The organism is Acinetobacter modestus, assembly GCF_014636095.1.
GTDB classification, from domain to species: Bacteria; Pseudomonadota; Gammaproteobacteria; order Pseudomonadales; family Moraxellaceae; genus Acinetobacter; species Acinetobacter modestus.
Genome location: NZ_BMDV01000002.1, coordinates 435,345 through 456,142, shown reverse-complemented (window position 1 = coordinate 456,142; position 20,798 = coordinate 435,345). Strand labels below are relative to the sequence as shown.

The 20,798-nt window shown below is 38.4% G+C and carries 25 protein-coding genes; 8 read left to right on the top strand and 17 right to left on the bottom strand.

Annotated elements, in window-relative coordinates; translation table 11 throughout:
• Nucleotides 1–37 precede the first annotated feature (37 nt).
• The 3 genes from sixA to IEV17_RS06260 are packed head-to-tail and all read right to left on the bottom strand — an operon-like array spanning nt 38 to nt 2,250.
• Entirely contained in the window at nt 38–493 is a 456-nt protein-coding gene (gene sixA / locus IEV17_RS06270) for a phosphohistidine phosphatase SixA (protein WP_004661514.1), read from the bottom strand.
• 57 nt (nt 494–550) lie between these two features.
• A complete protein-coding gene (locus tag IEV17_RS06265; RefSeq protein WP_004661512.1) occupies nt 551–1,624 on the bottom strand; it encodes an NAD(P)H-dependent glycerol-3-phosphate dehydrogenase in 1,074 nt (357 codons plus the stop codon).
• A gap of 47 nt (nt 1,625–1,671) precedes the next feature.
• Nucleotides 1,672–2,250 (bottom strand): nitroreductase family protein, encoded by a 579-nt coding sequence (locus IEV17_RS06260; RefSeq protein WP_034601240.1) that lies wholly within the window; start codon nt 2,248–2,250, stop codon nt 1,672–1,674.
• Nucleotides 2,251–2,445: 195 nt separating this feature from the next.
• Here IEV17_RS06260 and IEV17_RS06255 point away from each other — a divergent pair, with 195 nt between their 5' ends.
• The gene (locus IEV17_RS06255) at nt 2,446–2,829 is read left to right on the top strand and encodes a hypothetical protein (protein ID WP_004661508.1); all 384 of its coding nucleotides are present in this window, start codon (nt 2,446–2,448) and stop codon (nt 2,827–2,829) included.
• A 46-nt stretch (nt 2,830–2,875) separates the two neighbouring features.
• Here the strand turns inward: IEV17_RS06255 and IEV17_RS06250 are convergent, their stop codons facing one another.
• Both IEV17_RS06250 and IEV17_RS06245 read right to left on the bottom strand, forming a co-directional pair.
• The gene (locus IEV17_RS06250) at nt 2,876–3,118 is read right to left on the bottom strand and encodes a hypothetical protein (protein ID WP_004661506.1); all 243 of its coding nucleotides are present in this window, start codon (nt 3,116–3,118) and stop codon (nt 2,876–2,878) included.
• A gap of 140 nt (nt 3,119–3,258) precedes the next feature.
• Nucleotides 3,259–4,446, bottom strand: a complete 1,188-nt coding sequence (locus tag IEV17_RS06245) for a phosphoglycerate kinase (protein ID WP_004661505.1) — start codon at nt 4,444–4,446, stop codon at nt 3,259–3,261.
• A 139-nt stretch (nt 4,447–4,585) separates the two neighbouring features.
• Between IEV17_RS06245 and IEV17_RS06240 the strand changes: the two genes are divergently transcribed.
• Both IEV17_RS06240 and IEV17_RS06235 read left to right on the top strand, forming a co-directional pair.
• On the top strand, nt 4,586–4,969 hold the full coding sequence (locus IEV17_RS06240; protein ID WP_004661504.1) for a DUF2237 family protein: 384 nt from the start codon (nt 4,586–4,588) through the stop codon (nt 4,967–4,969).
• The gene (locus IEV17_RS06235) at nt 4,969–5,562 is read left to right on the top strand and encodes a Maf family protein (RefSeq protein WP_004661503.1); all 594 of its coding nucleotides are present in this window, start codon (nt 4,969–4,971) and stop codon (nt 5,560–5,562) included. Before IEV17_RS06240 ends, IEV17_RS06235 begins: the two co-directional genes overlap by 1 nt.
• Before the next feature lie 80 nt (nt 5,563–5,642).
• On the opposite strand, the gene IEV17_RS06230 is transcribed toward IEV17_RS06235, so the two are convergent.
• A complete protein-coding gene (locus IEV17_RS06230) occupies nt 5,643–6,020 on the bottom strand; it encodes a hypothetical protein (protein ID WP_004661502.1) in 378 nt (125 codons plus the stop codon).
• Nucleotides 6,021–6,218: 198 nt separating this feature from the next.
• Nucleotides 6,219–7,709, bottom strand: a complete 1,491-nt coding sequence (locus IEV17_RS06225; protein ID WP_004661501.1) for an MFS transporter — start codon at nt 7,707–7,709, stop codon at nt 6,219–6,221.
• Between the two features lie 125 nt (nt 7,710–7,834).
• On the opposite strand from IEV17_RS06225, the gene IEV17_RS06220 reads away from it, so the two are divergent.
• A complete protein-coding gene (locus IEV17_RS06220; RefSeq protein WP_004661499.1) occupies nt 7,835–8,431 on the top strand; it encodes a TetR family transcriptional regulator in 597 nt (198 codons plus the stop codon).
• A gap of 131 nt (nt 8,432–8,562) precedes the next feature.
• Here IEV17_RS06220 and IEV17_RS06215 read toward each other — a convergent pair whose 3' ends face one another.
• The 3 genes from IEV17_RS06215 to IEV17_RS06205 form a co-directional block, all read right to left on the bottom strand.
• Nucleotides 8,563–9,816 (bottom strand): serine hydrolase domain-containing protein, encoded by a 1,254-nt coding sequence (locus tag IEV17_RS06215; protein ID WP_004661497.1) that lies wholly within the window; start codon nt 9,814–9,816, stop codon nt 8,563–8,565.
• 82 nt (nt 9,817–9,898) lie between these two features.
• Nucleotides 9,899–10,753 (bottom strand): MaoC family dehydratase, encoded by an 855-nt coding sequence (locus IEV17_RS06210; protein ID WP_004661494.1) that lies wholly within the window; start codon nt 10,751–10,753, stop codon nt 9,899–9,901.
• A 66-nt stretch (nt 10,754–10,819) separates the two neighbouring features.
• Nucleotides 10,820–12,211 carry a 3-oxoacyl-ACP reductase gene (locus tag IEV17_RS06205; RefSeq protein ID WP_004661493.1) on the bottom strand — a complete coding sequence of 464 codons (1,392 nt, stop codon included), beginning with the start codon at nt 12,209–12,211 and terminating at the stop codon, nt 10,820–10,822.
• A 224-nt stretch (nt 12,212–12,435) separates the two neighbouring features.
• On the opposite strand from IEV17_RS06205, the gene IEV17_RS06200 reads away from it, so the two are divergent.
• Nucleotides 12,436–13,962: an acetyl-CoA C-acetyltransferase gene (locus tag IEV17_RS06200; protein WP_004661491.1), complete on the top strand. Its 1,527-nt coding sequence runs from the start codon at nt 12,436–12,438 to the stop codon at nt 13,960–13,962.
• Between the two features lie 155 nt (nt 13,963–14,117).
• Here IEV17_RS06200 and IEV17_RS06195 read toward each other — a convergent pair whose 3' ends face one another.
• From IEV17_RS06195 to IEV17_RS06175, 5 genes are all read right to left on the bottom strand, one after another.
• Nucleotides 14,118–14,813 carry a hypothetical protein gene (locus tag IEV17_RS06195; protein WP_004661489.1) on the bottom strand — a complete coding sequence of 232 codons (696 nt, stop codon included), beginning with the start codon at nt 14,811–14,813 and terminating at the stop codon, nt 14,118–14,120.
• Nucleotides 14,814–14,872: 59 nt separating this feature from the next.
• Nucleotides 14,873–15,226 (bottom strand): hypothetical protein, encoded by a 354-nt coding sequence (locus IEV17_RS06190; RefSeq protein ID WP_034601236.1) that lies wholly within the window; start codon nt 15,224–15,226, stop codon nt 14,873–14,875.
• Nucleotides 15,227–15,349: 123 nt separating this feature from the next.
• On the bottom strand, nt 15,350–16,135 hold the full coding sequence (locus tag IEV17_RS06185; RefSeq protein WP_004661485.1) for a glutathione S-transferase N-terminal domain-containing protein: 786 nt from the start codon (nt 16,133–16,135) through the stop codon (nt 15,350–15,352).
• A gap of 11 nt (nt 16,136–16,146) precedes the next feature.
• Nucleotides 16,147–16,659 carry a ribonuclease E activity regulator RraA gene (rraA, locus tag IEV17_RS06180; protein WP_004661483.1) on the bottom strand — a complete coding sequence of 171 codons (513 nt, stop codon included), beginning with the start codon at nt 16,657–16,659 and terminating at the stop codon, nt 16,147–16,149.
• 13 nt (nt 16,660–16,672) lie between these two features.
• Nucleotides 16,673–17,338 (bottom strand): NAD(P)H-binding protein, encoded by a 666-nt coding sequence (locus IEV17_RS06175; protein WP_004661481.1) that lies wholly within the window; start codon nt 17,336–17,338, stop codon nt 16,673–16,675.
• 211 nt (nt 17,339–17,549) lie between these two features.
• On the opposite strand from IEV17_RS06175, the gene rpsT reads away from it, so the two are divergent.
• Nucleotides 17,550–17,816: a 30S ribosomal protein S20 gene (gene rpsT / locus IEV17_RS06170; RefSeq protein ID WP_004639414.1), complete on the top strand. Its 267-nt coding sequence runs from the start codon at nt 17,550–17,552 to the stop codon at nt 17,814–17,816.
• A 117-nt stretch (nt 17,817–17,933) separates the two neighbouring features.
• Here rpsT and IEV17_RS06165 read toward each other — a convergent pair whose 3' ends face one another.
• Nucleotides 17,934–18,665 (bottom strand): histidine phosphatase family protein, encoded by a 732-nt coding sequence (locus tag IEV17_RS06165; protein ID WP_004661479.1) that lies wholly within the window; start codon nt 18,663–18,665, stop codon nt 17,934–17,936.
• Between the two features lie 51 nt (nt 18,666–18,716).
• The gene (locus IEV17_RS06160; RefSeq protein ID WP_004661476.1) at nt 18,717–19,574 is read right to left on the bottom strand and encodes a 3'(2'),5'-bisphosphate nucleotidase CysQ family protein; all 858 of its coding nucleotides are present in this window, start codon (nt 19,572–19,574) and stop codon (nt 18,717–18,719) included.
• An 11-nt stretch (nt 19,575–19,585) separates the two neighbouring features.
• Here IEV17_RS06160 and IEV17_RS06155 point away from each other — a divergent pair, with 11 nt between their 5' ends.
• Both IEV17_RS06155 and IEV17_RS06150 read left to right on the top strand, forming a co-directional pair.
• On the top strand, nt 19,586–20,290 hold the full coding sequence (locus IEV17_RS06155) for an HAD-IA family hydrolase (protein WP_004661475.1): 705 nt from the start codon (nt 19,586–19,588) through the stop codon (nt 20,288–20,290).
• Entirely contained in the window at nt 20,274–20,702 is a 429-nt protein-coding gene (locus tag IEV17_RS06150; RefSeq protein ID WP_004661474.1) for an RNA-binding S4 domain-containing protein, read from the top strand. The genes IEV17_RS06155 and IEV17_RS06150 overlap by 17 nt, the downstream gene beginning before the upstream one ends.
• Nucleotides 20,703–20,798: the final 96 nt, after the last annotated feature.

Below are 20,798 nucleotides of genomic sequence, written 5' to 3'. Positions count from 1 at the left end.
GGTGTTCAGTACCCTTATCCTATCGCGGATATATAAATTATAGTGTTGGTATAAAACGATTCTTTTGTGTTGATAAACCATTGGCAATCACAGCTTGATCATAAATACGTGCTTCTGCTAATGCAAACGGATTAAAATTCTCATGGGTCAATTGCTCTGCGATATGTGCAACTACATTCATATGACAGACCACAGCAATGGATTCATAGGGTAATTTAGATAACCATTCAATTGCATCTTTAGCATCATCATCAGGTTTAATTTTATCGCAAATTAAAACAGGAATACCGTGAAAATGAGCCTTGATGTGTGCCAAAGTTTCTTGGGCACGTAATAGCGGACTAACAATAAAAATTTCAGGCTGAATGACATCTTTTAAAAAATGTCCTGTTTGCTCTGCTTGTTGATGTCCACGCACTGTTAATGGGCGTTGCGTATCATTACCGTTAATTGCTGGAGATGCTTCACCGTGACGTACTAAAGTTAACTGCATAAAACGACCTTATTATTTATACCTATATATTAACAATGATTGATGACAGTTTTCTGATTAAACTTCATGATGTGGTAAAACAAATTCTACATCACTACGATGACCATTTTTCATCAATGATAAAGCGATCGTCATTGGTGGCGCATTTTCAAAAATAACTTCATATAAAGCATTGGTAATCGGCATGTAAACATCCAGTTCTTGTGCTTTAGCACGTACTTGGACAATGGTATTAATCCCTTCAGCTGTTTGACCTAACTCTTTAGTTGCTTGATCAAGTGTTTTACCCGAACCGAGTGCAAAACCAATTTGATAGTTACGACTTAATGGACTATTACAAGTTGCAAATAAATCACCTACACCAGAAAGCCCTAAAAAAGTTAAAGGATTTGCACCCTGCTTGACTGCAAAACGACTCATTTCCGCCAAAGCACGGGTTAAAATCATGCTTTTGGTATTTTCACCGATGTTATAAGCAGCACCCATACCCATCGCAACTGCATAAATATTTTTTAATGCTCCACCCAGTTCTACACCGTGTACGTCATCGCTACCAAACACACGGAATAACGCACTATGCAAAGCATGTTGTACCGCATAACGTACCAATTCCGATTCACTTGCAATCACTGTTCCTGATGGCATACCTGCCATAATTTCTTTTGCTAGATTTGGACCTGATAAAACGCCGTAAGGAACTTCTGGTAATTCTGCACGAATAATCTCACTCATGAAACTAAAGGTTTTTGCTTCAATTCCTTTGGTTAATGAAACTACTGCTTGGGCTGTAATAAACGGCGCAATTTGTTTTAAAACATCACGAAATGAGTGACTCGGAATTGCGACCAAAATAATATCTCGATCTCTTACTGCTAATTCTAAATCAGCAACAGCGCGCAAAGCTGGCTCTAATGGATAATCAGGTAAATAACGTTTATTAATATGTGTTTGATTAATTTCTTCTGCTACAGCCGCATCTCGAATCCAAATCATGGTATCGCAACCATTGCGTACAGCTAAATTTGCCATTGCTGTACCAAAACTTCCACCACCTAATACAGTAATTCTTAATGCTGTTTTTTGATCTACTGCCACAGGCTCAACTAAATCACTAAATTTTAACTCTGTCATTTTTTTTCCTGAAACCAATTTCTTTCTTTAATCATTCATCAATAAGATTAAACTTGTTGCCATACTTTTAAAAAATCTTGACTCTCTATTTCTGCACGAGGTGCAATCGTTTTAGCAGCTGTTCCAATATAAATAATACCCGAAATCAAATCTTGCTCTTTTAAGCCAAATTGTTGCTTAAGCCAATTGGATTCTACAACTGCACCAGAACGCCACATACTCGCAAAACCTTGTGCTTGTAATGAGAGTAAGAAGTTTTGAACAGCGGCACCCGTACTTAAAATTTGTTCGAAGTGCGGAACCTTTGGGTGATCTTGGATCGTAGTTAAGGCTAAAACAAGTAAAGGCGCGCGAAATGGATGATGCTTCACTCTTTCTAATTGTGCAGGGTCATTTTCGCCCATATCAGCTAAAGCATTTGCTAAAAACTCACCAAAAGCCGCTCGTTGCTCAGGTGTTACAATCACAAAACGTGTTGGTTTTAAACGATGATGATCAGGTGCAGTCAATGCAGCTTGTACTGCTTTTTCGAGTTGTTGTAAATTTGGCGCTGGTTCAACAAGCTGACCAATAGATTGACGTTGATGAATATTTTGATGAATTGTCTCTATATTTGAGTCCGTCATTGACATGAATCTAACTAACACAAGGATTTGTTTAGATTAGCATAATCTAGCCAATTTCCACCACGTTTAATCCTTGCTTAATCATCAATTTGAGAAATTTAACAGAGCGTCACTACAAACTGTACATAACCTGCAAAAGCAATTAAAAATAATATGTTCAAATAATCCAATTAGGTAACTACTTGAGAACAAGCAATGAAAAAAACGTTAATCATGAGTTTATTAGGTGGCTTGGTACTCGGGCTCACCGCATGTGCATCTACACCAACCAACACCTTAGCGATCCAAAAAGAAAATAATCAATATGAAGTGACGGGAATTGGTAAAACCAATTTGATCGCTAAAAATAATGCCATTAGTGCCGCTCAAAAAACTTGTACCCGAAATACATCACCAGTAGTGGTTGATGAGAAAACTGCATATCAAGGCGTTTTAAAAGGTGTAGTCGATGAACAAACAGGCAAATTGGTTGAAGCTGCTGCGGGTGTACTTGGAACGATTACAGGTAAAAATGCTTCATTAGCCAAAGATGATGACTATCAAACAACGCTTACTTTCTATTGCAAAGCCAATTCATAAATATAAAAAAGCCGATATTAATATCGGCTTTTTTATTACATTCAGCTTAGTGAGCTTCGCTCGCAGCCTCTTCTGAAGCTGGGCTTACTGCTTCAGCATTTTTCTTATCTTGTAATTCTGGCTTATCAATTGCGTTGATCGCAGCTTGTTGCTCTGGAGTAGTCGGTGCTGATACTTCTGAAGCTACTTGTTCTTGCTGTTCAACATTTTTTGCTTCTTCTTTCTTTCCACATGCAGTCAACATGATTGGAGCAATAATTAAAGCGGCAAGGGTTAATTTCATTTTCATCACGGCTTTCCACAGTTACTTGGTTAAGTTGATGACAATCATATTGCAAATATATGACATTTTAATGACACAATAAAAAGAGCCGATTGATATCGACTCTTTTTTAAATCAATTGTTATATAACGGAAGCTAAACCTTACTTAAGCACGCTCAAGTAAAACAGCCACCGCAGGTAATGTTTTGCCTTCTACAAATTCTAAGAATGCACCACCACCCGTTGAGATATAACCGATTTGATCAGCTACTTCATATTTATCAATAGCTGCTAATGTATCACCACCACCTGCAATTGAAAAACCAGCAGATTCAGCAATTGCCAATGAAAGCGTCTTGGTTCCTTCACCAAATTGATCAACTTCAAATACGCCTACTGGACCATTCCAAAGAATCGTTTTTGATGTTTTTAAGATTTCTGCAAAAGCTTGTGCAGTTTCAGGACCAACATCTAAAATCATGTCAGTATCTGCAACATCTTCTACTTTCTTAACAACTGCTTGAGCATTTGCTAAAGAACCCAAGAAGTCACTGAAGTCGATTTGAGTTGCATCAGCAACAACGACATCAGTTGGTAATGGAACACTTACTTTTGCAGCAATTTGTTTTGCAGTGTCAATTAAATCAGCTTCATAGAGAGATTTACCAACATTGAAACCAGCAGCAGCAAGGAATGTATTAGCAATACCACCACCCACAATCAATTGATCACAAATAGTAGAAAGTGAATTTAATACATCAAGTTTTGTTGATACTTTAGAACCTGCAACAATTGCTACCATTGGTTTTTCAGGTGTTTGCATTGCTCGACCTAGCGCATCTAATTCAGCGGCTAATAACGGACCAGCAGCAGCAACTTTTGCAAAACGTGCTACGCCTTCTGTTGACGCTTCTGCACGATGAGCAGTACCAAATGCATCCATAACGAATACATCACAAAGTGCTGCATATTTTTGTGCAAGCTCTTCTTTGTTTTTCTTTTCGCCATGATTGAAACGTACATTTTCAAGTAATACCACTTGACCCGCTTCAACCTCAACGCCATCTAAATAATCAGTAAATAATTTAACATCCTGACCCAAAGCAGTGCTTAAATAAGCTGCAACTGGTGCAAGTGATTGCTCTGGCTTTGGCTCACCCTCTACAGGACGACCAAGATGAGAAAATACCATTACCGCAGCGCCTTTATCTAACGCAGCTTTGATTGTTGGTAATGCAGCACGTAAACGTGCATCGCTGGTAATTTCCCCATTTTTTACAGGAACGTTTAAGTCTTCACGAATAAGAACACGTTTACCTGCTAAATCAAGGTCAGTCATGCGCTGAAAATTCATGGATGGCTCTCTAGTTGATTTTAAAAACGGCACAATTTTAAATGATTCTCTGAAATAAAGGTGAGTTTTTTTGCAGAAAAGCTGTCTAAAATTTCACTTTTGATTATCATAATCATCGTCATTAAATCTTTGTATTCTTATGTCTATTCATCCTGATCCAAAAATTAATCGTTTAAATGTTCTTGGCGAACCTTTATCTAGTTGTTGCTTTGACCCGATCACGGGCTATTTTCGTAATGGTTTTTGCCATACGGCGATCACGGACTTAGGTCAGCACACCATGTGTGCGCAAATGACTTCAGATTTCTTAAATTTCTCACAAAAAGTTGGGAATGATTTAATTACGCCTTTACCAGAAGTGGGTTTCCCTGGATTAAAACCAGGTGATTTTTGGTGTATTTGCGTCACACGTTGGGTTGAAGCATACGAAGCAGGTCATGCCCCACCGATTAAGTTGAATGCATGCCATAACGCGGTTTTGCATTATGTGCCACTGAATATTCTCGTGGAATATGCGGTCTAATGAATCAGTTTGAATTGATTTTGGCATCGAGCAGCCAAACCCGTAAAGACTTGATGGATCGTTTACGATTGGACTATCGTTGTATTTCACCTGATATTGATGAATCTGCAATGGGTGAATTACATGCCGATGATTTGGCTAAACGTCTGGCTTATGAGAAGGCACGTGTCATTGCTGAACAAAATCCAAATGCGATTGTCATTGGTTCTGATCAAGTCGCTTGGCGTGAACACGCGCCATATGATTTTATCGGTAAGCCTTTAAGTGTTGAAAATGCTATTCAACAATTACAAGAAAACTCAGGAAAAATCGTGTTTTTTAGCACCGCTCTCAGTGTTCAGCACTTGCAATCAGGATTTAAAAGAACACTGGTTGAGCATTACCAAGTGAAATTTCGCCAATTGACACTGACTGAGATTGAACATTATATCGAGATTGATCAACCGTTACATTGCGCAGGCAGTTTTAAGTGTGAAAGCTTAGGGATTAGCTTATTTGAGAAAATGGTTGGTGATGATCAAACTACATTGATGGGTCTACCCATGATTCAATTATGCAAGATCTTACGTGCTTTCGAGCTTAAAGTTCCTTAGAAAACCTTATCTAAGCTTATTGAGACAAGGTATTTTTTCAGGTCAATTAAGTTAGATACAGCTCCAATCCCCTTTTTTCACTATAAACACTTATAACCAGTGCTTTGAAGACCTTGTTTAATAAACTTTGCATTATCTTCAGGCATTGTTTCTCTTAACTGGTCGATTGATTTCTGAAAATATGGATGAACTTTAGATTGATTAGCTATATAAGTAATCCTTTCCGCTGCCTGTACCGCATCACAAACGGTTTTTTTATCTTTAATTTTATTCAGATCAAAATCATTATCTATTAAAACTTCAAATCCATTCATTAATGCAGGCATATCACTGTAAATAATTTTTAGTAAAGCATAAAATTCCTTCATATCTTTTTTCGTTGGTTCTACTTCATAAGCCTGTGTTGAAGTTGATCCCATCAGAGCGATTAATGTAAGAAATAGCGCAATCTTTTTCATTTTATAAGTTATTGCAAAATATATGAAAAATTAGTATAGCATTTCATTATTAGCACTGAAAACTACATTTATGAACCTTTATTACTACATAACAAATTATTAATATTCGATTTTGCTTTAACGCTATCAAATTTTAATAATAACTGCTTATTTTAGCCACACCCTTACCCAAACCCAATTTGGATAAGGGTAAACCACCTATTCTTCAACTGAAGAAACTCTCTTCGGCAAAGCAAACCAAATAAAAATTGACAAGATCAAGAACAAGAGCGCAGCCAAATTCAGTACGGAACGATGCGATTGACTAAAGGCCTGTTTTGCAGCTTCAATCAAATGTTCAGCAATTGTTGGCTGTAATTGCTTAGCGGCTTGAACTGCCTCACCAATCGAACTACTCACCTGTTCGATAATGTTATGTGGCACATCGACTGGAACCACAATCGAGTTGGCATAAAACCATGACAACATCAAACCGAAAAAGGCAATTCCTAAACCTGCTCCCAACTCATACGCCATTCCCTCAATTGCCCCTGCTGCGGTCGCCTTACTTGACGGCACAGAAGACATAATTGCAGAGGTTGAAGCCAGTAAAGCAATTTCAACACTGAGGCCCAACACAACCATCCAGCCCCATACTTGCATCTGCGCCTGCATAAAGTCAGTATTTGCCAAGCCCCATAAACTTAAAGCACTCATCAACATACCAAGCGATGCAACTGAGCGCAGACCGAAATGATTGACCAGCATACTAGCAATCGGACCACCTAAACTAATCGCAATCATAAAGGGTAAAATAAATGCCCCAGCTGCCAATGGTGAAAGCTGATAAACAAATTGTAATTCCTGTGAAATCAGCAATTCAAAACCGACCAGTGCCATCATAGATACAATCGCCATCACTACACCTGTCGCAATCACAGGATGTTTGAATAATTGAATATCAATCATTGGAGAGGTTGATGTGAGCTGTGTACGAATAAAGCCAATCAATAAACTAAAACCCACTGCAAAGATCAAAACCGACCAGATACTAAAACCATGCATCACTGTTTTAATCGCATAGATCATACTTAGGATAGCTACCACCAACACAATAGCCTGTAACAAGTTAAGATTCTGCTTCGGTTGCCCTGCCTGTTTCGGAATGACAAATATAGTAAAAATAATGACAGCAAGCATAATCGGAACATTAATCAAGAAGACTGAGCCCCAATGAAAATGCTCCAATAGAAAACCACCCAATAATGGACCAAATGCAGCACCGCCGCCGCCAACTGTAGCCCAAATGCCTAGAGCAAAATTACGTTGTTTTTCATCAAGAAAAGTATTACGAACTGCAGATAAAGTCGCAGGCAAAATCATGGCTGCACCAACCGCCAATAAAGCACGTGAACTAATCAGTGCATATGCAGTAGAAGAAAATGCGGCCGCCAATGATGCTAGGCCAAACAAAATCCCACCAATCACCATGAGCTTTTTAAAGCCAATACGATCTCCCAATGCCCCCATCGGCAAAATAAGACCTGCCATGACTAAAGAATAAATATCAATAATCCACAGCAACTCATTTGCCGATAATGAAAGGGACTCGCTTAAAGTCGGTGTTGCGACATGGAGGACAGTTGCATCAATTGATACAGGGAGATAGATCAATACAACGATTGCAAGAATTAACCACTTGCTAGACATAAATTTCTCTAAATTGGACAAATGTTCAAGTCGATGTTATTATAACCAAAATTGAACACTTGTCCAATTTAAAGATATGCGTTATTTTGTTTGTGTTTGTGACTATCGCCTAAGGCGCTGAAAGTATGGCTTATTTAAATAAAGAACAACGTCGTGAAATGATTCTACAAGCAGCCATGCAGGTTGCCTTGAACGAAGGCTTCTCTGCGATGACCGTTCGCCGTATTGCCACCGAAGCACAAACATCAACAGGACAAGTCCACCATCATTTTGCTTCTAACTCACACCTCAAAGCAGAAGCATTTATTAAGCTCATGCAGCAACTTGATGAGATTGAAAACCAAGTTCATACCACAAATTATTTACACCGCCTCTCGCTTCTACTTGGATGTGAAAATATTGAACAAATTCAACCCTATTTACGACTGTGGAATGAAGCTGAAGTGCTCATTGATCAGGATCAAGAAATCAAACTTGCCTACAATATTGCCATGCAAGATTGGCATCGTTCTATTATTCGTATGATTGATGAAGGTCAAGCTCAAGGGGAATTCGAATTTGACACGAATAGTCATGATATTGCTTGGCGATTGATTGCTTTTGTCTGTGGGCTAGAAGGCATTTATAAACTGGGTTTGAATGGTTTAAATGAGGTCGATTTTAAAAGACATACTGATGCAATTATTCAGGCAGAGCTATTTAAAAAAAATTTAGATAAATAATACCTAGATTTAGTACAAATCCTAAAACCACTTTTTTTAAACAATTATTGCATTTTGAAGAGAGTTGATAACTTTGAAAATAAATGTGAGGCTGTTATTTACTATATGCAGCCTCATTACACAAGATCAAATTAAAACCAACCTTTCCGTCCATTTAAAATCGCATCTGCACAGCGTAGCGTTTCTTGGCTCAAACCCCACAAACGATAATCCCCTGTTGCAGAGGTAATATTAAAATTATGCGTATAAGCAAAACTGAGTTCACGGTCTGGATCACACCATGCCCCTGAACCATTAAAACCAACATGTCCAAAACCATGTGGCGCACGCTTACCCATTGTTAAAATACGGTGATAGCCTAAACGCCAATGCATTGGAATTGGCATCACTCGATCACGTGCTTTAGATTGTACGGTGCTTAACTGCTTAAATACTTCTGGACGAATCAATTGTTGACCATTCCACTGTCCTTGATTGGCAAGCATCGCATAGACTTTTGCCAAACTATCTGCGGTAAAGACTCCATTTGCCGCTGGAATAACAGCTTGTAAACCAGCATCACTATAGAAGCTAAAATTACGCATGCCTTTTGGAATCATGGCATCTTGGAAATCTTGAGGGCTTTGTCCTGAAAGTTCTAAGAACTTTTCTGATAATGAGGCTTTGCGAGGTTGATCAGTTTTTTTAACTTGTGGCTTTGGTGCAGATGGTTTTTTAGGTTTTTCAAGTAACCGAGCAACTCGCTGTAATTCAGAGTTTGGTGTACCAAAATATGCACCATCCAATTCAAGCGGTTGCACCAGATAACGCTGCATTAACCAACTTAAAGGCTGTTTCGCTGCTTTTTCAATGACCCCACCTACGAGCCAACCATAGGTCAGCGGTTGATAAGCAAAGCTTTGTCCTGCTGCAAAACGAGGAGTAGCAGCTGCCATTACCTCTAACATATGCGACCAATCCAACATTTCTGTTGCTGTCTCAATCGTATTGCGAATATCGAATAAACCACTTTGATGCGATAAAACATGACGCAATGTTATATTGGCTTTACCATTTTGGGAAAACTCAGGCCAATAATGTGCAATAGGCTGATCATAATCCAGTAAGCCTTCACTTACTAAAATATGTGCAAGCGTTGCTAAAATTCCTTTACCTGTCGAATAACACATTGCCAAAGTATCAGATTGCCAATCTTGTTCTTGAGATTTTTTACCAGTAAAAATATCAACAACTTTCTGACCTTGGAAATATATCACCAATGCAGCGCCACCCTGATGACTTCTCGCATCTTGCAAACGACTGAATTGGGTTGCTAGGTCAATAAAACGATGATCAACCTTGCCATGATAATTATGCGTATCGGCAAATAAAATCTCTTTAATCAATGCACACATCCTTATGATATTTATATTTTTTAGAATAACCCTCTTGCGAACAAAAGGGCTGACTCAACAATACTATTCAGTATTAAAGTGCTTTCACTGTTCCCGCAACATGCGGCTTTTTAGATTTAACGTTACGAATCAAGAAGTCAGTTTGTTTTGATTCAGCAGCTGTTAAAAACTCAACAGTTGATGGTAAATACATCGGCAATTTAAACCAAACATCTGCTTCATAAGCAGCGGGTAACTCAATACTCGCCAAAGCTTTTGCCTTACTCCACATGCCATGTGCAATCGCTTGTTTAAAACCAAATGCTTTAGCTGTGACTGCATGAATATGAATCAAGTTAAAATCACCTGAAATCAATGCGTAGCGGCGACCAGTATTCTCAGAAATATTCCATTCTGCTTTTGGCTGATATGCAGGTTCTTTAGATTCTTTCGATTTTTCAGAAGCTTTTTTCTCAGTTTTTTGACGTGATAAATAAGTCGTTAAACTTTCCATCACCACTTCACCGCCCACTTTGGCAGTTGTAATGAAATCGAATTGTAAGCCTTTATCATGTGGCTGAAGTTCGCCAAATTTACATGACAACGTAATTTGCTCATTTACAGCGATTTTACGTGTTTGCTTGATTTGGTTACGAATATGTACCAATCCTAAAATCGCAAATGGAAATGCTTCACTTGTCATCATGTGCATTTGCAGACTTTGCGAGAGTACTGCTAGATAAATTGCTGGTACAAAACCATCATTTTTAAAACCACAAATTTCGTTATAGCTTTCTAAATGTTTTGCATCAATGTTAAGCGTATCTACCACATATTCAACTTGTGGTAATACTTTTTCGCCTTTTGGCTTTTTAAAAATTAAACCTTGAATAACTTTTGGATAAGCTAAGTAAGGCTTTGGTAATTGACTAAAATGGCGTGTATTCATAATGAACCTTTCTATATTTTTATAAAAAAGGGATGCACAAGCACCCCTCTTCAAAACTTTTAACGCTTAAGCGCCCAACAAGCTTTGACCGCATACGCGAACAACGTTGCCTGTCACACCTGTTGAACCAGTAGAAGCATACCAAGCAATTGCTTCAGCAACATCTACAGGTAAACCACCTTGGTTCATTGAGTTCATACGGCGACCTGCTTCACGAATCGCAAATGGAATCGCAGCAGTCATTTGAGTTTCAATAAAGCCTGGTGCAACCGCGTTGATCGTAATACCATTCTTCAATGTTGGTGCAGTAAATTTAACCAAACCAATTACGCCTGCTTTAGACACTGCATAGTTGGTTTGACCCAAGTTACCCGCGATACCACTGATTGATGATACACAAACGATACGACCATTTGCATTTAAACCATCATTAGAAAGTAAGTAATCGTTAACACGTTCAATTGCAGACAAGTTAATGTTGATGACTAGATCCCAAAGCTCTGGCTTCATGTTTGCCAAAGTTTTGTCACGAGTAATACCAGCATTGTGTACGATGACATCCAAACCGCCTTGTTTAGCAGCAGCAGTTTTGATTTTTTCGCCAGCGTCAGCAGCAGTAATATCGATTGCCAATACTGAACCGCCAATTGAACCCGCAACACGCTCAAGATCAGCTTGTTGTTGCGGAACATCTAAGCAAATCACATGTGCGCCATCACGTGCCAATACTTGTGCAATTGCCTCACCAATACCACGGCTTGCACCAGTTACTAGTGCAGTTTTACCCGCAAGTGGCTTAGCCCAATCTAATTTCACTGTTTCTGCTTTAGAAATACGGATCACTTGACCAGATACATAAGCAGAACGTGGTGAAATTAAGAAACGTAAAGTAGACTCTAAGTTTGCTTCAGCACCTTGATCTACATAAACCACTTGAGCAGTGATACCCTTTTTGAATTCTTTACCAACAGACTTCACAAAACCTTCAAGCGCACGTTGAGCAATCGCTTGTTTTACGGTTTTAGCTGTTTCAGGTGTTGTACCAATTACAATTACACGACCAGAACTTGAGATTTGACGTGCGATTGGATTAAAGAAGTTATACAACGCTTTTAACTGTTCAGAATCTTGAATACCTGATGCATCAAATACGACTGCTTTAAACTTAGATTCTTTATCATCTGCATTTAAAGGACGAAGGTTTAAACCTACTTTTGCAGCAGTTTGTTGTAATTCAACATTATTGCCTACGTAGCTATCTGCATGGATATTGCTAAGAACTTGTGCAATAGAAGCAGAAATAGTGCTTGAAGGTGCTGCGCCAAGCAATACGGCACCATTTACAACAGGTTGGGCACTTTCAAAACGATCTAAGCTAACTGGTGATGGTAAACCTAAATTTTTTACAACAAATTTACCCAAAGGTGATTGTGTAAATGCTTGGTATTGATCGGTCATGATTATTATCTCTCATACAAATGAATTTTTTACAAACATCTAAACCATGTCAGCAAAATAACATGAAACCAATGTTTGATTGACTCACAATAAATCATACTTGACTTCATGTCTGGATGTCTTGACCTGAATGTGGTCTAAAGCGTCATTCTAGTCAATACAGCAGTATTGGAAATATGCTATGGTTATAGCAAGAATATCGCAATTATGCTTGGAAAAGCCTTATGAGCAAAACAACTCAAGAAAATCCAGCAGTCGAGAATTCTGCTCAAGAGACTGTGTCAAATACATCAAAAGCAACTTCTACTCCAAGTAAAAGTGCTGACGCAACTCCTAAAGCAGCAAGTACGACAACTAAAACGACTCGTCCTCGTTCTACCAGTCGTAGTACAAAAAGCACTGCTTCTTCTACATCTACAAAAGTAGCACCAGCTAAAACAACCAAACCTTCTGTTCAACAGGATAAAATCATGAGCCAAAACACTGTTCGCCGTGTTGCCATTATTGGCGGTAACCGTATTCCTTTCGCACGTTCTAACGGCGCTTATTTTACAGCTTCTAACATCGACATGTTTACAGCTGCATTAAACGGTTTGGTTGAGCGTTTCAACCTACAAGGTCAACGTTTAGGTGAAGTGGTTGCTGGTGCAGTATTAAAACACAGCCGCGACTTCAACATGACACGTGAGTGTGTGTTAAATACTCAACTTGCTCCTGAAACTCCAGCTTGCGATCTTCAACAAGCTTGTGGTACTGGTTTACAAGCTGCATTCCAAGTTGCAAACAAAATTGCTTTAGGCCAAATCGAAGTAGGTATCGCTGGTGGTGTTGATACTACATCTGACGCTCCGATCGCTTTCGGTGATGGTTTACGTAAAGCTTTGCTTGAGCTCAACATCGCTAAAACAGGTAAAGATCGTTTAAAAGCTTTATCTAAAATCAACGTTAAAGATCTTATGGATGCACCTAAAAACGGTGAACCACGTACTGGTTTATCTATGGGTGATCACCAAGCAATCACTGCCCTTGAATGGGGTATTGCTCGTGAAGATCAAGACGTTTTAGCTGCCTCTTCTCACCAAAAAATGGCAAAAGCATACGAAGAAGGTTTCTTCGATGACTTAATCACGCCGTTCTTAGGTTTAAGCCGTGACAACAACTTACGTGCTGACTCAACTGCTGAGAAATTAGCAAAATTAAAACCAGTATTTGGTAAAGGCGAAGCTGCAACAATGACAGCGGGTAACTCTACTCCACTTACTGACGGTGCTTCATGCGTACTTTTAGCTTCTGAAGAGTGGGCTAAAGCAAATGGTCATGAAGTTCTTGCTTACTTAACATTCTCTGAAACTGCTGCAGTTGATTTTGTTGGTAAAAAAGAAGGCTTATTGATGGCTCCTGCTTATGCAGTTCCACGTATGCTTGAGCGTGCTGGTCTTAAACTTCAAGATTTCGACTACTACGAAATCCACGAAGCGTTTGCATCACAAGTACTTTCTACTTTGAAAGCTTGGGAAGATGAGAAATTCTGTAAAGAGCGTTTAGGCTTAGATGCACCTTTAGGTTCAATTGATCGTAGCAAATTAAACGTTAAAGGTTCTTCTTTAGCGGCGGGTCACCCATTCGCTGCAACTGGTGGTCGTATCATCGCGACTGCTGCGAAAATCTTAAACCAAAAAGGTTCAGGTCGTATCTTAGTTTCGATCTGTGCTGCTGGTGGTCAAGGTGTAACGGCTATTATTGAAAAATAATCGCTAACCTGATCAATAAGGGGCTATATCTTTGGATTTAGTCCCTTTTTATTATATTGAGACAGGAAGATATAAACCGCTACAATAATCAATCTTTGGCTATCTATCTTTTTAATAGTTATAAATATGCTTTCTATTAAAAACCCTAGAAACTATTAATGTAAAAATAATCGATGGGATATAAATAAAAAATAGAAAATATATTTCTTATTTTCTTTGTACAACCTTATTAACTCATCACTTTCAATATTAATATTCTTACTTTTAAAACCATAAACCAAACTATAGTTTTTTAGAGGATACAGGCTCTCTTTTGATATTTTTATTTGTGCATATTCTCCTTTAAAACGACCAAAACTACACTCATTTACATCAACAAGATTACAAATTAATACAAAATCTTTATATTTATCATTAACTTCTGCAGCATAAGCCCAAGTATCTTGTCGTCCTCCACGTCCAGAATTAAAAAAACCCTTTATTTGAACATTATATATTTCTGCACTCTTATAACTTTTATCAATATTATAAAAAAATAAAATAGAAAGTTTTTCTGATAAGTCAAAAACCATTATTGGTACTAAAAGAAATGCTATTAGAAATAATTTCATTTTATCTTTCCTGTAGTTACTCCAATCTACTTGAGGCTTAGTTCCGAAATCATAATGCAAACTCACAAAAAGTAAGACTAGAAGCAACATCATAGCAATAGATCCTATGGATAGAACCCTTAATCCATAGAAACCATCATAATGCATTACACAATAAGAGGCTAAAATTGAATAAAAAAATATAGCCAACAACCATATAATTTTTAGAGTAGAATTATTCACCAAATACGTTAATTTCATCAGATAAAATATCTCCTTAGGTTTTATATATTTTAATTAATGATTTATTCTCTTAATTTTTATTTTTTCGCTCTTTGAAACCTTACATAATAATCATTTAAAACTTTAATCACCTGTTTCAACTCTCTCAAATTTTCTTCTGTATTTCCTAAGCGCTCAACAAATCGCTGTAAGTGCAATTCCAAATCAATCTTTTCATTAATTTGCGGTGCAATCCTAAACAGCTTCTCTAGATCATCAAATCGATCTAATTTTCGATTTGAGAAATATTCCAGACGAAATCCTAACTCATTCAAAACGATGCCTTTATAAATTGCACCACGACTATCAAAAACCAAGTCATTTTCTTTAAGGAATAACTGTTCAGGTGTTTCCTTTGAACTTTTGAATAAGTTAGTCAGTTGGCTTAACATTTTGGGAATGATCATGTGGCTATTTCGAGCCTATTAAACCGCTAAACCAATCATTGAAGCAACTGCTAGACTCAATATATAAAAAAAGCATCTTCTAAAAGATGCTTTTTACAATTTATTCTATTATCCGTACTGCTTCTTGAGATACTCAACAATTTTAGCTGACTCAAACATTTTCACGCCTGTGTTCGGATCAACCAAATATGGAACTTGAATATCTCGCCCCATCACTTCAACAACCTTTTCGCGCTTCCCATTCGGTAATGGAATATATTGACCAGGTTTTAAACGCAAAATTGCTGGTCCAATATCTTGCCAACGTTCTTTCGCAACATTATGCAAAATATACGGAATTTCCAACTCAGTCAGAACTTCACGAACCAATCGTGTATAGGGACTTCCTTCAAAACTCCACAATTCAAGTAATTGTTCTGGTGCTGCTCGATTAACAATTTTCTTGTTAATCCATACACCACGTGCTGCATTTGCAAGTGAGGCTAAAGCAGAAACATAAGGAAGCTTTGGATAGTGGCTGAATTTTTTCGGCGTTTGCCCTGTTTTACCGTAGTGCTTGAATAGATGGTGGATAATCTGTTGTGACTCGTATAACTGATCACCCGTGTTTTCATCAATCAAAAAAGGAAACTGTTTCTTACCACCTTTTTCCTTGACGATTTGGCGATATTTTTGACCACCTTTCGGACATGGATAAATTTCCACATCTAGGTTCAGCATGGTAATCACTTCACGGACACGGCGACAAAAGGGTGAACCTTCAAACTCATAAAGTTTTAACGGTTTTGAAGGCTGATTCGGTTGGGGTGTTCCCATCACACCTCTTCCGCCTTCAATTAAAGTTGCAACAACAGATTGTAAAACCTTAAATTGATGATTCACCATTTTGAGCATATTGCTATCCTTTAGCAGTCAACTAGTTTTTCTTTCGCGATTACGATGCCATTATTATCGGCATAGATATAATCGCCAGAATTGATCGTCACACCACCAAAATACAATGTAATATCAACTTCACCTATGCCCTTACGATTACTTTTTTGTGGAATTGCAGCCAATGCATGCACACCTAAATCAAGTTCGGCAATTGCATCAACATCACGCACACAACCGTAAATCACAACACCATTCCAATGATTCTTCACAGCTGATTCAGCAATCAAATCGCCCATCAAAGCACAGCGCATCGAAGCACCACCATCAACAACCAAGACTTTTCCTGCACCATCTGTTGCTAAAAGCTCTTTTACACGTGAGTTATCTTCAAAACACTTAACTGTTACAACCTGCCCACCAAAGCTCTTGCGTGCACCATAACTCTTAAAAAACTTCCCGTCTAAAGATGGTGTTACGACCTGTAAATCTTTCTCAGGATTATCATCTAACAAGTCGCAAGTTACAAAAGGAATCGTAGTCACTGAAAAATCTCCATTATTGGGTTTGTTGTATCATCAAATTATCGTACAGCTTGAATGCAGCTGTCTGAGTTTGAGCTGCATTTAGCATAGTATGCGCCAATTGTTCTGCGGTTACAGGCTTATATTTAAACGGCTTGGTCCAAGTTTTTTCGACCAATTTAAATAGCGTTTGCGCCACATCTTCTAAAACTCGTACTTCACTACGCTTACCAATTAAGAGTGACGGTTGAAAAATTGAGAGCTTATACATCGACAAGCTTTTTAAGTAGTTTTCTAACTCGCCTTTAACTTTATTATAGAAAACTGGTGAATTAGCATTCGCTCCTAAGGCACTGACCACCAATAAATGAATATTTTTATCTTGGATTAAATCAGCAAAATGAGCGTTAATTTCATAGTCAATTGCGTAAAATGCTTGTTTCGATCCAGCTTGTTTAATCGTGCTACCTAAGCAACTAAATGCATGAGTATAAGTACTTACATCTTCATCATTCAAAAGCAAAAAATCTTCTAGAACAAGTTGGGTCACTTTACTATAAGATTTTAATTTATCTGAATTTTTCCTTACTACAACAGTCACAGAACTAAAATCATTTGACTGTTCCAATTCAGCCACTAGCGCTTCACCCACTAGCCCGGTAGCACCAATAACAATTGCCTTTTTGTCACCTATTCTCATTTTTATTTATTCCGACTCATAACTAAGCCTAATGTAACGTTTTCTTGCAAGATTATCACCTGTTAAATGTACTTAAAAGTATCACAAGGCTTGACTTCGGGGCTTAGTTTCCTCAAAATATGGCACTTGTTTACGGGCTGGTGAATGTTGCCAATATTTTTGGTTTTAACTTCAGCCCGCCCAGACCAACTTATTTTCAAGGAGTGCACGAGTGGCAAACTCTGCTCAAGCTAAAAAACGTGCTCGTCAAAACGTTAAAGCACGTAAACACAACGCAAGCTTGCGTTCTATGGTTCGTACTTACATCAAACGTACTGTAAATGCGATCGCTGCTGGTGACTATGCTGTTGCTTCAGAAGCTTATAAAACAGCTGTACCTGTAATCGACCGTATGGCTGATAAAGGCATCATCCACAAAAATAAAGCTGCTCGTCACAAGAGCCGCTTAAACGCTCAAATTAAAGCTTTGGCTAACTAATTTGATGCATGTAAAAAAGCCCGATTTTCGGGCTTTTTTATTGTCTTCAATTTAGTAATGCAACGTTAGTATTTTTTAATTTTAAATTGCACAATTCAATCATACTTTTCAAAAATCTTATTTATTCTGAAAGTCTTTAATGACCAGTTCATGCTTTTGACCACGCCAAATCCATTTTAGCTTACTATTGCTAAAATCCTCACCCTCAAACCACACAAATAAGCCCTCCATCATCTCAGGCCAATCCGACTTATCAATCTGTGTTTGACCTGAAATCACTGCAACAATCGCAGCAATAATGGTGTCGTGGCTAACGGCCAAGCTTAAACCCTGATGTTGCGTCGGATGGGTATGATATAACAGCTCCAAAACATCAAAAACGCCTGTAATTGGATGTTTCATACCAGGCAAAGCATTGTTCACAAAACTATTAATAAACCCTAATGCGCCTTGTTTACGAAAGTAAGGGGCTGCTTGCTGAATATCCAGCACAAAGCTTCCGGGTTCTACTAACAATCGCTGCTCAACAATTTCGATCGTATGCGTATTTATTGCCTCATGAATCCCATCTGCACCTTGAATCATTAATGCAGCCGTATCAACACAACGCTGAATCGGACTAGAGATACAATGCTGAATTGCTCGATCCGTATTTTTAATAAGATATTGACCCCATGCATAAGCCAAATCTCGACCTTGCTCCGTTAATTGCAAGTCATAACCAGCCAATCCCTGCCCATTCACCAACTCACGTAAAGAGTGACGAGTAAACAACGTGACAGGAGTTGAAGCATCTGGCAGTAAATCAATTGCTTCAAACATACTTTTAGGCAATAAATGCAGGGCCATATTCACATACAAGCTTAAATTTAGCTCACTATACCACGCACGCTAGAAGACTCAATCTAAAATGCCTGAATGCGCCAACGCCTCGTAAGCAATTTTTTTGCAATATTGATCTCTAAATGCGATAAAACCACCATTCAAAACAGTCTCACGCTGATTATATTGAAATGGTTTTCCATCCAGAGTCATCAATCCACCACCGATACTTTCAAGTAAAGCTTGTCCTGAACTCGTATCCCACTCTGAAGTTGGATGAAATCTTGGGTAAATATCAATTTCACCCTCTAACATCATGCAGAACTTATAGGCACTCCCTGCCTCACGTCTTTCTACAGCACGATCTCGCAAAATTGGTTCGATAAAGTTTTTATATTTGGGGTTTTTACTGCTATGGCTTAAACCAATTTGAAGTGGTGCTGCCAAATCATGTTCTTCGATCTTGTATTGAAACCATTCTTGACGGCTAAAACTATACTTATAAGGTAAGTGTGACTGATAACCAATATACATGACCTGTTCACAGGGTACGGCGATAATTGCAAAAGTCGTTTCATTACCCTCGATCAAGCTTAAATTAATCGTAAATTCATCACGCTCATGAATAAACTCTTTCGTACCATCTAAAGGATCGAGCATCCAGCAACGCGACCAAGCAGATCGAGCAGAATAATCACTCTCCTCTGACAACACTGGTAACTCCGGTGTAAATTCTGCTAACTGCTTTAATAAAAAACGATTTACTTTTAAATCTGCCTGAGTCACAGGCGAATCATCACTTTTTTCCTGAATATTAAACTCACCACCCGCACAATAATTTTGATATTCTTCCAATAATATTTGACTTGCCTGCGCCATGATTGGCACAAGTTTCAGAATAAATTGATCTTGTGGGGCAAGCGTTTTAATAAACATAGATCAGCCTTATGTCATATTCAGATTTACAGCAGCAGCCTATCGCCATGTTCGACATGGATGGCACATTACTCGATTTAGCCTTCGATGATTTCATTTGGAATCATTGTTTACCTGAACGTCATGCCCAAACACATCAATGCAGTTTAGAGCAAAGCAAACAAACACTATTCCAATTTTACCAACAACATAAGCATACACTATCTTGGTATTCTTCGGCGTATTGGACTGCTAAAGTTGGCGTAGATGTTTTACAACTACAATATGAACACCGTGAAAAAATTCGCGCACGTAAAGGTTGTCATGAATTATTAGAACAACTCAAAGCTCAAGGCTATCGCTGTTGGTTACTGACCAATGCCGATCGAGCAGGCTTGCAACTGAAGCTTGAAAATGTCGAACTTAGCCCTTACTTTGAAGTCATGATCAGTAGCGAAGAGCTTGGGCATGCCAAAGAAGAAGTCGCTTTTTGGCAAAAGTTACAACAAATACATCCATTTGATCCAGCTCAAGCAATATTTATTGATGATACGGTTGCGGTACTCCAAGGCGCTGAGCGTTTTGGTATTAACCAATTGTTTAGCATTTTACAACCATCTAGTGCTAAACCAGCTCGACTCGCCACGGAAGTAGCGTACCCATCACTCGATCATTTAACCAATCTCTTTGATTATCTTGACACCAACTTACAGGTAACAGATGCCAAAACAGCATGAATCAGACAACATGGATGCCATGCGCATTGATAAATGGCTTTGGGCTGCACGTTTTTTTAAAACACGCTCTATTGCCAAAGCCGCAATTGAAGGTGGTAAAGTCCATCACAACAATGACCGCGTTAAAGTTTCTAGAGACGTCCGTATTGGAATGGAACTCACCATCCAGCAAGGTTTTGAGAAAAAGACCGTTGTTGTGAAAGCACTATCGGCTGTTCGAGGTGGCGCCCCAATGGCTCAACTTCTTTATGAAGAAACACCTGAAAGTATTGAGCGTAGAGAGTTGCATGCATCACAGCGAAAATTGCATAATCTAGCCCGACCTGATCACCGACCAAGCAAAAAAGATCGTCGTGATATCAATCGTTTTAAACAAGAAAATGTACAATCATGGTCATATCATGATGAATAAAATTTTCTAATTTGGATGCGTCATCTTGTGTCGTATTAGCACAGATCAGATGTGGAATATACAACTAGAATCTGCCACTATACTCAAGTCCCAACA

Coding starts and splice junctions, on each gene's coding strand:
- sixA (WP_004661514.1), bottom strand. CDS start 493: ATGCAGTTAACTTTAGTACGTCACGGTGAAGCATCTCCAGCAATTAAC.
- IEV17_RS06265 (WP_004661512.1), bottom strand. CDS start 1,624: ATGACAGAGTTAAAATTTAGTGATTTAGTTGAGCCTGTGGCAGTAGAT.
- IEV17_RS06260 (WP_034601240.1), bottom strand. CDS start 2,250: ATGACGGACTCAAATATAGAGACAATTCATCAAAATATTCATCAACGT.
- IEV17_RS06255 (WP_004661508.1), top strand. CDS start 2,446: ATGAAAAAAACGTTAATCATGAGTTTATTAGGTGGCTTGGTACTCGGG.
- IEV17_RS06250 (WP_004661506.1), bottom strand. CDS start 3,118: ATGAAAATGAAATTAACCCTTGCCGCTTTAATTATTGCTCCAATCATG.
- IEV17_RS06245 (WP_004661505.1), bottom strand. CDS start 4,446: ATGAATTTTCAGCGCATGACTGACCTTGATTTAGCAGGTAAACGTGTT.
- IEV17_RS06240 (WP_004661504.1), top strand. CDS start 4,586: ATGTCTATTCATCCTGATCCAAAAATTAATCGTTTAAATGTTCTTGGC.
- IEV17_RS06235 (WP_004661503.1), top strand. CDS start 4,969: ATGAATCAGTTTGAATTGATTTTGGCATCGAGCAGCCAAACCCGTAAA.
- IEV17_RS06230 (WP_004661502.1), bottom strand. CDS start 6,020: ATGAAAAAGATTGCGCTATTTCTTACATTAATCGCTCTGATGGGATCA.
- IEV17_RS06225 (WP_004661501.1), bottom strand. CDS start 7,709: ATGTCTAGCAAGTGGTTAATTCTTGCAATCGTTGTATTGATCTATCTC.
- IEV17_RS06220 (WP_004661499.1), top strand. CDS start 7,835: ATGGCTTATTTAAATAAAGAACAACGTCGTGAAATGATTCTACAAGCA.
- IEV17_RS06210 (WP_004661494.1), bottom strand. CDS start 10,753: ATGAATACACGCCATTTTAGTCAATTACCAAAGCCTTACTTAGCTTAT.
- IEV17_RS06205 (WP_004661493.1), bottom strand. CDS start 12,211: ATGACCGATCAATACCAAGCATTTACACAATCACCTTTGGGTAAATTT.
- IEV17_RS06200 (WP_004661491.1), top strand. CDS start 12,436: ATGAGCAAAACAACTCAAGAAAATCCAGCAGTCGAGAATTCTGCTCAA.
- IEV17_RS06195 (WP_004661489.1), bottom strand. CDS start 14,813: ATGAAATTAACGTATTTGGTGAATAATTCTACTCTAAAAATTATATGG.
- IEV17_RS06190 (WP_034601236.1), bottom strand. CDS start 15,226: ATGTTAAGCCAACTGACTAACTTATTCAAAAGTTCAAAGGAAACACCT.
- IEV17_RS06185 (WP_004661485.1), bottom strand. CDS start 16,135: ATGCTCAAAATGGTGAATCATCAATTTAAGGTTTTACAATCTGTTGTT.
- IEV17_RS06175 (WP_004661481.1), bottom strand. CDS start 17,338: ATGAGAATAGGTGACAAAAAGGCAATTGTTATTGGTGCTACCGGGCTA.
- IEV17_RS06165 (WP_004661479.1), bottom strand. CDS start 18,665: ATGGCCCTGCATTTATTGCCTAAAAGTATGTTTGAAGCAATTGATTTA.
- IEV17_RS06160 (WP_004661476.1), bottom strand. CDS start 19,574: ATGTTTATTAAAACGCTTGCCCCACAAGATCAATTTATTCTGAAACTT.
- IEV17_RS06155 (WP_004661475.1), top strand. CDS start 19,586: ATGTCATATTCAGATTTACAGCAGCAGCCTATCGCCATGTTCGACATG.
- IEV17_RS06150 (WP_004661474.1), top strand. CDS start 20,274: ATGCCAAAACAGCATGAATCAGACAACATGGATGCCATGCGCATTGAT.